This window comes from Phytobacter sp. (genome assembly GCF_059074235.1).
Window position 1 is genome coordinate 29965 of the sequence record NZ_JCACPZ010000007.1, and the last position, 13329, is coordinate 43293.

The following is a 13329-nucleotide window of genomic DNA, read 5'->3' on the forward strand; positions in this document are numbered from 1 at the left end:
GCGCAATGATGACGACGCGACTGGTCATTATCGGCAACGGCATGGCGGCAACCCGCCTTGTTGAGACACTCACGGCGTCCAGCAACAGTCGCTTCGCTATTACTGTAGTCGGCGATGAACCAGTGCACGCCTACAACCGCATTCAGCTTTCCCCAGTACTTAGCGGAGAGAAGACCTTCACTGACACCGTGCTGCACACGGATCAGTGGTACGCAGATCGCAACGTCACGGTGTTGCGCGGGGAGCGTGTCAGCGACGTGGATCTGACCGCTCGCCAGCTCAGAACGGACAGGAATCTGCTGGAGTGGGATGAGCTGGTGTTTGCCACGGGTTCAGTGCCTTTTGTTCCTCCCGTGCCGGGTTACGATTTACCGCACGTTAAAACGTTCCGCACCCTCGATGACGTTGACGCAATTCTGGCGGGAAAGGGGCCTGTCGTCGTGCTTGGCGGAGGGGTGCTCGGTGTTGAGGTCGCTGCTGCCCTGCGTCGAAGAGGTGACAATGTCACGTTGATCAATCGCGCTGAATGGTTGATGGAACAGCAGCTTGATGCGCAGGCGGGTGCGCTGCTGGCGGGGCATCTGCAGGCTCGCGGTATTGAATGCGCGCTTTGCGCTGGCATCAGTGAAATCAATCCATCCAGCGTCACGTCTGACCACCGGGCAGGTTGTTGCGGCCAGCCGCGTCGTGATGGCAACCGGGGTGCGCCCGGCGGTAGCACTTGCCGAGACGTAGCGGCCTTCACTGTGAGCGCGGCATCGTGGTGGACGGGCAGTTGCGCACATCGTCGGGGGGCGTAAGTGCTATCGGCGAATGCTGTGAAATCAACGGACAGACCTGGGGGCTGGTTGCCCCCTGTCTGCAACAGGCGAACGTCCTGGCAGCGCGCCTGCTGGGTGCAGGCACAACGTGGACTTTGCCTGGCAGGACAGCGGGACGCGCCTCAAGGTAACCGGTATCGACCTGTTTAGCGCTGGCCGGGTCGCCGCGACACCTGAGGATGACGCCTGGACCACGTTTGACCCGTTGAGCGGTCACTATCGCCGCTTACTGGTACGAAACGGACAACTTGGAAGGCGTGCTGCTGATGGGCGATTGCGCCAGCGCCGCCGCGCTCACCGAACGACTCAACACGCCAGAGACGCCGCAGGCGGACTGGCTTATTCGACAACTTTTCAGCGCAGCCAACGGCTGCAGGAATTCCAATGATGACAAAACCTACGCTGGTTGTGGTCGGACATGGCATGGTCGGCCACCATTTTCTTGAGCAATGTGTCAGCCGTGATCTTCATCGTGAATATCACATTGTGGTGTTTGGTGCAGAGCAGTATGCCGCCTACGACCGTGTGCACCTGTCCGAGTATTTTGCCGGGCGCAGCGCAGATTCGCTCTCGATGGTGCAGGGCGATTTCTTTGCTGAACACGGCATTGAACTGCATCTCTCCCGCCAGGTGGTGGAGATAGACCGCGACCTGCAGAGTGGTGCGCGACGCCAAAGGCCATGAAACCCACTGGGATAAACTGGTGCTGGCAACCGGCTCGTACCCATTTGTGCCGCCGGTGCCAGGGCACGACAGCGAAGGCTGCTTTGTCTACCGCACGCTGGACGATCTGGATGAGATTGCCACGCCGGGCCAAAAATGCGACACGCGGAGTGGTGATCGGCGGCGGTCTGCTGGGGCTGGAGGCGGCGAATGCGCTGAAACAACTGGGCCTGGAAACCCACGTGGTGGAGTTTGCCCCGGCGCTGATGGCGGTGCAACTGGATGAACAGGGCGGTGCGATGCTGCGCCAGAAAATCACCGCACTGGGCGTGCAGGTTCACACCAGTAAATCGACACGTGACATTGTCACGTCAGCCTGAACGGGCTGACGCTGAACTTTGCCGACGGCGAGAGCCTGACCACCGACATGGTGGTCTTCTCGGCGGGCATTCGCCCGCAGGATGCGCTGGCGCGTAGCAGTGGTCTACAGTTGGGCGAGCGTGGCGGTATTCAGATTGACGACCAGTGCCGCACCTCGGACGAACAACATCTATGCCATCGGTGAATGTGCGGTATGGGAAGGCAAAGTCTATGGCCTGGTCGCACCGGGTTACCAGATGGCGCGTGTCGTGGCGGGCAGTCTCGGTGATGAAGCGCTGAAATTCAGCGGTGCAGACATGAGCACCAAGCTCAAGCTGCTGGGCGTAGATGTGGCGTCGTTTCGGTGATGCCCACGGACGCACACCGGGTTGCCTGAGCTACCAGTGGACCGACGGCCCGGCACAAATCTACAAAAAAATCGTGGTAAGCGAGGACGGCAAACGGCTGCTCGGCGGCGTGCTGGTGGGCGATGCCAGTGAATATGCCACTTTGCTGCAAATGATGCTTAACGACATGGCGCTGCCCGCCCAGCCGGAGAGCCTGATCCTGCCTGCACTGGCGGGCGGCGCGCCGAAAGCGCTGGGCGTTGCGGCGTTACCGGAGAGCGCCCAGTTGTGCTCCTGCCATAACGTCACCAAAGGTGATATCTGTGCGGCGGTGAGCGGCGGGGCGACCGATATGGGGGCCATCAAAAGCTGCACCAAAGCGGCAACCGGCTGTGGTGGCTGTAGCGCTCTGGTGAAACAGGTGATGGAGTACCAACTGGCGCAGCAGGGCGTCGAAGTCAAAAAAGATATCTGCGAACACTTCCCGTATTCACGCCAGGAACTGCACCATCTGATACGCGTTAACCACATTCGCACCTTTGCCCAGTTGCTCAATCGCTACGGCAGTGGTCACGGCTGTGAGGTCTGCAAACCGCTGGTCGGCTCTATTCTGGCCTCCTGCTGGAATGAGTATCTGCTCAAACCTGCACACCTGCCGTTGCAGGACACCAATGACCGTTACTTCGCTAACATCCAGAAGGACGGGACCTATTCCATTGTGCCGCGTATGCCTGCTGGCGAAGTAACGCCGGATGGACTGATTGCCATTGGGCAGATCGCCAAACGCTACCAGTTGTACAGCAAAGTGACCGGCGGACAGCGTATTGACCTGTTTGGTGCGCGACTCGAAGAGTTGCCTGCTATATGGTCTGAACTGGTGGCGGCCGGTTTTGAGACCGGGCACGCGTACGGGAAGTCGCTACGCACGGTGAAATCCTGCGTCGGTTCGACCTGGTGTCGTTACGGCGTACAGGACTCCACCGGACTGGCGGTCACCCTGGAGCACCGTTACAAAGGGCTACGCGCACCACACAAAATCAAAATGGCAGTGTCGGGCTGTACGCGCGAGTGCGCCGAAGCGCAGGGGAAAGACGTGGGGGTGATTGCCACCGATAAAGGCTGGAACCTCTACGTTTGCGGTAACGGCGGGATGAAACCTCGCCATGCCGACTTATTTGCCAGCGACCTCGATGAAGCGACGCTGATTCGCACCGTCGACCGTTTTTTGATGTTTTACATCCGCACTGCTGACCGCCTGCAGCGTACCAGCACCTGGCTCGATAACCTTGAAGGCGGGATCGACTATCTGCGTGAGGTGATCCTCAACGACAGTCTGGATATTGGCCTCGAACTGGAAGAGGAGATGGCGCGAGTCGTGGACAGCTACCAGTGCGAATGGCAGACCACCCTCAACGATCCGGATCGTGTCGCACTTTTCCGCTCTTATGTGAACAGCGATAAGCCTGATGAAGCCGTCTGGCGTGAAACCGTGCGTGAACAACCCCAGCTCGCCGCCGCGCCAGTATGGGATGAGGGAGCCGTCTCAACCCGCCCGTGGCAGGCAATTTGTACGCTTGAGGAGATCCCTGAGCAAGCGGGCATAGGTGCACGTCTGGGTGAGCGGCAAATTGCCTTATTCCGCTTCGGTGAGTCGGTTTATGCGCTGGATAACCATGAACCGGGGAGCCAGGCTTGGGTGCTCTCGCGCGGCCTGCTCGGTGACAGTAATGGTGAACCGATGGTTATCTCGCCGCTCTATAAGCAGCGTATTCGCCTGCGTGACGGCTGCAGCATAGAGAGCGGAGAACCTGCCGTTCGCGCCTGGCCGGTGAAGATTGAAGGCGGCAAAGTTTGGGTCGGAAATCAGGCGTTATTAGTGCGTGCGGAGGCCTCATGAGTGAAACCCGGACCACCTGTCCTTACTGCGGCGTAGGCTGCGGCGTGCTGGCGCAGGTCAGCGAAACGGGCGTCAGCGTGAAAGGTGATACGCAGCACCCCGCCAGTCTGGGGCGGCTGTGCGTGAAGGGCTCCGCGCTCGGTGAAACGACCGGCATTCGCGACAGACTGCTGCACCCCGAACTCGACAACCGACAGGTGAACTGGGATGAGGCGCTGGCAGCAGCAGGTGATCGGCTAAGGGCAATTATTGCGCAGCATGGTCCGCAGGCAGTGGCTTTTTATGCCTCGGGTCAACTGCTGACAGAAGACTACTACGCGGCCAATAAACTGATGAAAGGATTCATTGGTGCGGCCAATATCGACACCAATTCACGGCTGTGTATGTCCTCCGCCGTGACGGGCTACAAGCGGGCGTTCGGTGAGGATGTGGTGCCGTGCAGCTACGAGGACGCGGAAAACACGGACTTACTGATTCTGGTGGGATCCAATGCGGCCTGGACCCATCCTGTACTTTATCAACGTATTGTTCAGGCGAAGCGGGATAACCCTGCGATGAAAGTCGTCGTCATCGATCCCCGCGTCACCGCCACCTGTGATATTGCCGACCTGCATCTGCCACTGGCACCGGGGAGCGATGCGGGGCTGTTTGTCGGGTTGCTCAATGCCATTGCAAGCAGTGCAAACCTCAACGCAGATTTTGATGATGCCGGTGAGGCGCTGGCGGTTGCCGCAGAATGGACAACGGCAAAAGTGGCGGCATTTTGCGACTTGCCACCTGAAACTATAAGCACCTTTTTCGATCTCTTCCTGACCGCGCCTCGGGCTATCACGCTCTACACGATGGGCATTAATCAATCCGCCAGCGGCAGCGATAAATGTAATGCCATTATCAATGTGCATCTGGCGAGCGGGAAGTTTGCCCGCACGGGCTGCGGCCCGTTTTCGCTGACCGGACAGCCGAATGCCATGGGGGGGCGTGAGGTGGGTGGGCTGGCAAACCAACTGGCGGCGCACATGAACTTCGAGCCGGACGATCTGGCGCGGCTGGCGCGTTTCTGGGGAACCGAACGGCTGGCACAAACGCCGGGGTTGATGGCAGTGGATCTGTTTGACGCCATCGGGCGCGGTGAGGTGAAAGCCGTGTGGATCATGGGTACAAATCCGGCGGTCTCCCTGCCGGACAGCCATGCGGTTTGCACGGCACTGGCGAAATGCCCACTGGTGATTGTTTCGGAAGTGGCGGCTGATACCGACACCAGTCGCTATGCGCATATCCGCTTTCCGGCGCTCTCCTGGGGAGAAAAAAATGGCACAGTGACCAATTCTGAGCGGCGCATCTCCCGCCAGCGGGCATTTTTGCCCCCGCCAGGCCAGGCAAAAGCGGACTGGTGGATTATTGCCCGCGTGGCGACAGCGCTCGGGCACGGTAAGGCGTTTAACTGGCTGCATGCCCATGAGGTGTTCTCGGAGCACGCAGCGTTGTCGGGCTATGAAAATAACGGAACACGCGCATTTGATATCAGCCCGCTGGCGACGCTCAGCCGTGAACAGTGGGATGCGCTTGAGCCGGTGCAATGGCCGATGACGACGCTTAATTTCGACAAAGGCTGGCGCACGACGGGCAGGCTACGGATGGTGCCTGTCACCCCCATTTCAACCATGGCGAACGTCAGCACACTCTATCCGCTGTTGCTCAACACCGGGCGTATTCGCGACCAGTGGCACACCATGACCCGTACCGGTACTGTGGAAAAACTGATGCAGCATATCCCGGAACCCTTTGTTGAGATCGCCCCTTTCGATGCAGAGCGCTATGCTATTTCTGACGGCGGACTGGTGCGCATTATCTCCCCACGCGGCGTCATGGTGGCGCGGGCAAAGGTCCATAGCGGGCAACGCATCGGGGTGCTCTTTTCCCCGATGCACTGGAACCACTGCTTTGCTCGCCAGGGGAAGGTCAATGCGCTGGTCGATAGCATCTGCTGTCCGCACTCCGGGCAGCCCGAAAGTAAACAAACGGCGGTACGGATTGCTCGCTGGCAACCGGCCTGGCAGGGTGAACTCTATTGCCGGGAAGCGTTACCGCCGTCTGCTGCCTTCCACTGGATACGCAAAGCTGCTGGAGAGCTAACGCACCTGACGCTGGCCGGAGACAGCGATATCGCCCCCTGGCTTATCGAACATTGCCGGGTACGAAACTGGCAGATGCAGCAACTGCGGGCCGGCACGGTGTTTACGTTGCTCGCCTGGCAGGGGGAAACGCTGATGCTGGGATTCTGGGCCAGCGCACATCTGCCCGCGGTGTCGCATCAGACCATTACCGCCGCCTTCGCCACGCCGCCGCAAACGCCGAAGATGCGTCATGCTCTGCTGGCAGGCAAAGCCGCCGCCGATGCACCCGATCCGGGGCGCACTGTCTGTAGCTGTTTTAGCGTGGGGGAAAATGCTATTCGCGCCGCCATTGCCGGGGGCTGCGACAGTACCGCTGCGCTGGGTAAAAAGTTGCGCTGCGGTACCAACTGCGGTTCATGTCTACCGGAGCTAAAAGCCTTACTGACCGAAACGGCCAATTAAGCCCGCAGCGGCCAGCGTGTGGCCTCTCAGGCGATCGAAAAGCTGCTCGCGGGTGAGACCTTCCGGTAAATCAGGGTTCAGGCTGGTGGCAATCAGCGTGAAGGTGTAATGGTGTGCGCCGCTGCCCGGTGGTGGGCAGGGGCCGTGCCAGCGAAAATTACCTGGCGTGTTTTTGCCTCCGGTAAAGTTTTTCCCGTCGCGGAGATCGTTTTCACCAAAACCCGTCGTCGCCTGTGGAATGTTATAGGCCACCAGGTGCGTTACCCCGAGTCCGGTAGCGCCTTCCGGGTCGTGAACCACGAGGGCGAAGCTTTTTGTTTCAGCGGGCGCATTGCTCCACACCAGAGCGGGAGAGATATTGTCACCGGTACAGTTGGGGTTATTTTTGGCGTTACCGGCAAATTTTTTCTCCATCAACGCGTTGTCGCCAAAGGCGGGGGACTGTAGCTGGAAGGTGGTATTGGCGCTGGCTGCGGCACCATAGAACATGACGGCACTGCATAACGCCCACTTCAGTGTCTGCTTCATCCTGCATCCTCACGGGTTTTGATGCATTAACTGTAGCGGGAACGAGGCGCGAGGATTAAGGATTTTCCTGAAATTTTCCCGCAGGCTGAAATTCCTCGCGTAAAACGCTACTCTGTGAACTGGCTCGCAATAAATACCCGGAGTTCCTCTTCAGAACAGTGATGCGTCGTTTTTTCTCTTCTCCGATTCCCTTTTTGTTGTTCTTGCCGCTGGCAGGAAGTGCTGCCACTGTCTCGCAGAGCTACGTGCAGAAGGCGCAAAACCCCTTTGATACCAACGGCGATAACCTGCCCGACCTGGGGATGGCCCCCGAGTCTCAGGCCGGAGAAAAGCACCTTGCGGAGATGGCCAAAGCGTTTGGTGAGGCGAGCATGACCGACAATGGGCTCACCACCGGCGAGCAGGCACGGTTATTTGCGCTGGGGCAGGCGCGGGATGTGCTCAGTGACGAAGTGAATCAGCAGGTGGAGACGCTGTTATCTCCCTGGGGTAAAGCGACGGTCGATTTTAAAGTGGATGACGATGGCGGGTTTATCGGCAGTCACGGCGACTGGTTTGTGCCTTTGCAGGATACCGACCGCTATTTAAGCTGGAGCCAGCTTGGGCTTACGCAGCAGGATGCCGGGCTGGTGGGTAACGTCGGGCTGGGTCAGCGCTGGAATGCAGGCACCTGGCGTATTGGTTACAACACTTTTTATGACAATCTCATCGACGAAAATATTGCCCGCACCGGGCTGGGTGCCGAAGTATGGGGCGAATCGCTGCAATTTTCTGCTAACTACTACCAACCGCTAAGCAACTGGGACTATCGCACAGCCACGCTGCAACAGCGCATGGCGCGTGGCTATGACATTACTGCCCAGGCCAGTCTGCCGTTCTGGCAAAAACTCAACACCAGCCTGAGCGTTGAGCAGTATTTTGGCGATAACGTCGATCTTTTTGATACCGGCACGGGCTACCACAATCCGGTGGCGGTCAAAGTCGGGTTGAGCTACACCCCGGTTCCGTTGGTGACGGTGTCAGCGCATCATAAGCAGGGTGAGAGCGGGGTCAGTCAAAACGATCTTGGTCTTAAGCTCAACTACCAGTTTGGGGTGCCATTATGGAAGCAGCTTTCAGCCGGGGAACTCACCCAGAGCGGCTCTCTGCGTGGCAGTCGATATGATAATCCGGTACGCAACACAGCGCCGGTGTTTGAGTACCGTCAGCGCAAAACCCTCTCTGTCTATCTCGCCACGCCGCCTTGGGATTTACAGCCGGGTGAAACGGTGGCGTTAAAACTGCAGATCAACAGTACGCATGGCCTGCGTGAACTGCGCTGGCAAGGGGATACCCAGGCACTGAGCTTAACGCCGCCTGCGAACCCGCGCAGTGACGACGGTTGGACGGTGATCATGCCGCGCTGGAACAGCAGCGAAGGGGCGCAGAATCAGTGGCGTCTGTCGGTGATTGCTGAAGATGAGAAGGGGCAAAAGGTGGCATCCAATGAAATCGTGCTCTCGCTGACTGCGCCTATTACTTCACCGCTGGATGCGGTTCCCCCGACGTTTTCACAGTGGTAATCGTCTTCTCCCTCGCCCCTTGCGAGAGGGTTGGGGTGAGGGGATGCAGGCAGCACTGAAGTTTGTTCCGTTCACCTCCCGACCCTCAGCCTGCGGTCGGTTTGACTCGCCGTCCTGGCTCGACAAACCTCTGTCCACCCTCCCTTGCACGTTCACGAGTGGAGAGGCTTCATGGGAGCATTGCTCGTAAGGTGAACGGAACAATCCTCAGGCATTACATATACCCCTTCACCATCATGCCGGATGACGGCTGTCGCCTTATCCGGCCTACAACACTCAGAAAGCGGCTATCAGAAAATACGATCCTGATGCACCCACACTGCCGCTTCAACGCGTGATTTCAGGCGCATTTTTTTCAGCATATGTTTCACGTGCACTTTCACCGTACTTTCGGTGATGTCCAGGCGGCGGGCAATCATCTTATTCGGCAGGCCCTGCGCGATCAGCTTCAGAATGTCACGCTCACGCGGTGTTAACTGGCTTACGTCGCGGTCAGAAGCGGAGCGGTTAGCGCGCAGACTTGCCGCGAGTACCGGGGTCAATGCTTCACTCAGCACCATCTCACCGGCTGCCGCCTGTTGCAGCGACTTCAACAAATCTTCCGGCTCCATATCTTTGAGCAGATAACCATCAGCACCGCGCTTAAGTGCGGTTACCACATCTTCTTCGTGGTTCGAGACACTAAACACAACGACGCGACCGGAAAGCGATTTCTCACGCAGCTTATCGAGGGTTTCCAGTCCGTTCATACCGGGCATATTCAGATCGAGTAAAATCAGATCCGGATCGAGCGCTTCTGCCAGCTCAATACCTTGTTCACCGTTGCTGGCTTCACCAACTACCGTAATTTCTGGCGACATGCTGATCAGTTGCTTCACGCCGGTGCGTAACATCGGATGGTCGTCAATCAGAAGAATGGTAGCGGGTTCCTGGTTAGTCATAGTTATCTCCATGCACAGGTGAGAGAAGATTTTCGGGAATAAACGTGACAACAACGTCAGTACCGCCGGACTCTCTCCGCCGCACCTGACAATCCCCACGTAAGCTTTGCGCGCGGTCGCGCATTATAATTAATCCGTAATGGTTAGTTCGCTCGGCGTTTTCAGGCACACCGCAGCCGTTATCACTGACTCGCAATACTACCCGTTTTTCCTGCTGTGTCACTGCGACCGTGACCTCAGTGGCCCCCGAATGCTTCAGCGAATTGCTTAACGCTTCTCGGGCAATTTGCAGCAGGTGAATCGCCTGATGCGAAGGCACCAGACGCGGCGGAAGCTGGTAATCCAGTTTGACCGGGAAACCAAACCGTGCGCTGTACTCCTGACTACTGGATTCCAGTGCCGGGCGTAAACCGGGTTCTGTTAATTGTAAGCGGAAGGTGGTCAAAAGCTCGCGTAATTGCGCCCACGAGGTGTTGAGTTCGGTGCGGATCTGGCCAAGTAATTGTTGGCTGTTCTCCGGCAGATTTTGCCCCTGCATTTGCAGGCAACTGACCTGCATCTTCATACAGGAGAGCGACTGGGCTATCGAATCATGCAGTTCGCGGGCGATAGTCGCACGTTCTTCCATGACCATTAATTGCTGCTGGCGCTCCTGGTGGCGGTCGAGGGCCAGCGTGGCGGTAAGCTGCTCAACCAGGGTATCAACCAGTTGCTGTTGATCGTGGCTCAAGTGCTTACCCGATGGTAATTGCGCCAGCAATAAACCGTATTGGGTCCGGGTATCCGCCAGTCGCCATTTTAGCGTAGTCCCGCCCGTTGACGGTGTAAGTACACCTCGCGGGCATAAATGGCAGCCCTTATCATCACAGCTGGCGTTGGACTGGCAGGTGAACTCCTGATGGTTGTCCTCATCTTCCATATCGTAGACGCGCAGCTCGATGTCATGCAGCAGGGTGAGATTCTGCAATCCGTTGAGCACCGGTGAGAGTCTCTCACAGAGTGGAATACGCGAATGCAGGCGATGATTGGCCTGCCAGAGGAAGGAGAGGATCTCGTTTTTTTGTTCAAGCCCGGCAGTTTTTTCTTTTACCCGCTGTTCGAGTACCGAATAGCTCTCGGCCAGTTCGGCAGACATGTTGTTCAGCGCAGTGCCCAGCGTGGCCATCTCATTGCGGCCGCTAATGTTCGCTCGCTGGAGAAAATCGCGCTGACTCACGGCTCGCGCCATGCTAAGTAGCTGCTGCCAGGGCCATAGCAGGCGGGCACGCAGCCAGATAATGGTGAAGAGCAAAATCAGCCCGAGCAGAATGGCCATCACCCTATGCAGAATCACCACGTGTGAGACACGCAGTTCAGTACTGTGATCAAAGGCAGTGACCAGAAGATCAATACGGTTAACGTAGGTCGCTATTTCTGCGGAAACCTCTCTGGCTTCATTCGCCTGTTGCAGAGCGGGGGCTACTTCATTACGCCAGTAATTTTGTAAGGCATGAAGCTGGACTTCCTGACCATCACGGGCTGCGGCAGCCGCCAGTTCCGGACTGAATGCCGTCTCTTCCATTTCACGTAACAGCGGTTTGTCTTCTTCATGCAAGGGAATGGCGGCCAGCAAGCGATAGCTTTGCATGCGTAATGAGCCGGCTTTGTTAATTGCGTGCGCACTGCCCTGAACGCCTTGTACCAGCCAGCCAGAAATGCCCATACCTGCTACGCCAATAATGGTGGAAAGCAGCATGGTCAGCGCAACCTGATTAACCAGGGTAAGTGGTGTTAAGAGGCGTTTTAGCATAACGGGCGAGGCTCCTGCCTGCGGCAACGAAGAGGACGACATTGTCCGCCATCCCCAGGGGTATACCCATACCCCAAAGGGATTACCCCTTTATCGTCACGCATTCCAGCATCAGGAGTGTGGTTTTCATCGAACGGGTCAGTACCGTGAAAAACCACACTTTTTTTACTTATTCTCTCTACTCATAAATGAGCATGATGATTTTATGAGCAATGAATCGACAACTTTTCCTTTGATTTATATCAACTTAACTTGCGCTGTAAAAACTAAGGTGGCAGGCGTCGAATCAATAATCAGAGGTGTCTATGAGCCACTCTTCTACCCCGCAAAGGGCATCCGGTCGAGTTATTACCGACTGGCGTCCTGAGGATCCGGTGTTCTGGCAACAGCAGGGCAGCGGCGTTGCCAGCCGCAATCTGTGGATATCTGTTCCGTGCTTGCTGCTGGCGTTTTGTGTGTGGATGTTGTTTAGTGCCGTTGCCGTAAACCTGAATAAAGTGGGCTTCAGTTTTACAACGGATCAGCTCTTTATGCTGACGGCGTTGCCATCGGTGTCCGGCGCATTGCTGCGCGTGCCTTACTCCTTCATGGTCCCCGTGTTTGGCGGGCGCCGCTGGACAGCGTTCAGTACCGGTATTTTGATTATTCCTTGTGTCTGGCTGGGGTTCGCCGTTGAAGACACTTCTACGCCGTTCAGCACCTTTATCACCATCGCGCTGCTGTGCGGTTTTGCGGGTGCGAACTTTGCCTCCAGTATGGCGAACATCAGCTTTTTCTTCCCCAAAGAGAAGCAGGGGGGCGCACTGGGTCTTAACGGTGGCTTAGGCAACCTTGGCGTCAGTGTGATGCAGTTATTTGCACCATTGGCGATTTCGTTTTCCATCTTTGCCTTCTTTGGGGCAACCGGTGTTTCACAACCGGATGGTAGCCTGATCTACCTGGCGAACGCCGCGTGGGTGTGGGTGCCGTTCCTGGCCGTGTTTACTCTTGCAGCCTGGTTTGGCATGAATGAACTGGCAACATCGAAAGCATCACTGCGTGCGCAGTTGCCGGTGCTCAAGCGCAAGCATATGTGGATCATGAGCTTCCTCTATCTGGCAACGTTTGGCTCGTTTATCGGTTTTTCCGCCGGTTTTGCCATGCTATCGAAAACCCAGTTCCCGGATGTCGTCATTATGCATTACGCCTTCTTCGGTCCACTGATTGGTGCACTGGCGCGCTCTGCGGGTGGGGCAATATCCGATCGGTTGGGCGGGACGCGTGTGACGTTAGTTAACTTTGTGCTGATGGCTATCTTTAGCGCGTTGCTGTTCCTGACCTTGCCTTCCAACGGCGTTGGCGGCAATTTCATCGCCTTCTTTGGTGTGTTCATGATGCTGTTCCTGACCGCCGGGCTGGGTAGTGGTTCTACTTTCCAGATGATCTCGGTGAACTTCCGTAAAATGACGCTGGAGCGGGTGAAAAACTCGGGTGGAAGTGAAGCTACGGCGCTGCGTGAAGCGGCAACTGAAACCGCAGCTGCACTGGGCTTCATCTCTGCCATTGGTGCCGTTGGGGGCTTCTTTATTCCCAAAGCATTCGGGACATCACTGGCGCTGACCGGTTCACCGGCAGGGGCAATGAAAGTGTTCCTCGTCTTCTACGTCGCCTGTGTGGTTATCACCTGGCTGGTGTATGGCCGTAATTCCAATAATAAATAAGTAACTGTTGATTATCCTTGCGCGGTGTAATGCCGCGCTTTTTTTAAACATGATTTAGTTACAACATACTAATGATTTGAAGACTGTCACGAAACTCCGTGCGCGCTTCGGTCTTCAGGGTGTCCTACCCCTTAATACCTCCTCA

Annotated in this window: 6 protein-coding genes and 1 pseudogene; 4 read left to right on the top strand and 3 right to left on the bottom strand. The window is 57.0% G+C overall.

Going from position 1 to position 13329, the window contains the following annotated elements:
* The first annotated feature begins 8 nt into the window (after positions 1-8).
* Positions 9-4088, top strand: a pseudogene (gene nirB / locus AC5JPW_RS17620) (nitrite reductase large subunit NirB).
* Positions 4085-6664 carry a nitrate reductase gene (locus AC5JPW_RS17625; RefSeq protein ID WP_494242423.1) on the top strand — a complete coding sequence of 860 codons (2580 nt, stop codon included), beginning with the start codon at positions 4085-4087 and terminating at the stop codon, positions 6662-6664. Before nirB ends, AC5JPW_RS17625 begins: the two are co-directional and overlap by 4 nt.
* Here the strand turns inward: AC5JPW_RS17625 and AC5JPW_RS17630 are convergent.
* On the bottom strand, positions 6641-7192 hold the full coding sequence (locus AC5JPW_RS17630; protein ID WP_494242424.1) for a YbhB/YbcL family Raf kinase inhibitor-like protein: 552 nt from the start codon (positions 7190-7192) through the stop codon (positions 6641-6643). The two genes, AC5JPW_RS17625 and AC5JPW_RS17630, sit on opposite strands and share 24 nt — an antisense overlap.
* A 161-nt stretch (positions 7193-7353) precedes the next feature.
* Between AC5JPW_RS17630 and AC5JPW_RS17635 the strand changes: the two genes are divergently transcribed.
* A complete protein-coding gene (locus tag AC5JPW_RS17635) occupies positions 7354-8754 on the top strand; it encodes a YchO/YchP family invasin (protein ID WP_494242425.1) in 1401 nt (466 codons plus the stop codon).
* 290 nt (positions 8755-9044) lie between these two features.
* On the opposite strand, the gene narL is transcribed toward AC5JPW_RS17635, so the two are convergent.
* Together narL and narX are read right to left on the bottom strand one after the other, a co-directional pair.
* Complete coding sequence (gene narL, locus AC5JPW_RS17640) at positions 9045-9695, bottom strand: two-component system response regulator NarL (protein ID WP_458047058.1); 651 nt, start codon at positions 9693-9695, stop codon at positions 9045-9047.
* Positions 9688-11484 (bottom strand): nitrate/nitrite two-component system sensor histidine kinase NarX, encoded by a 1797-nt coding sequence (gene narX / locus AC5JPW_RS17645; protein ID WP_494242426.1) that lies wholly within the window; start codon positions 11482-11484, stop codon positions 9688-9690. The genes narL and narX overlap by 8 nt, the downstream gene beginning before the upstream one ends.
* A gap of 305 nt (positions 11485-11789) precedes the next feature.
* Between narX and AC5JPW_RS17650 the strand changes: the two genes are divergently transcribed.
* On the top strand, positions 11790-13184 hold the full coding sequence (locus AC5JPW_RS17650) for a NarK family nitrate/nitrite MFS transporter (RefSeq protein WP_494242427.1): 1395 nt from the start codon (positions 11790-11792) through the stop codon (positions 13182-13184).
* The last annotated feature ends 145 nt before the right edge of the window (positions 13185-13329 follow it).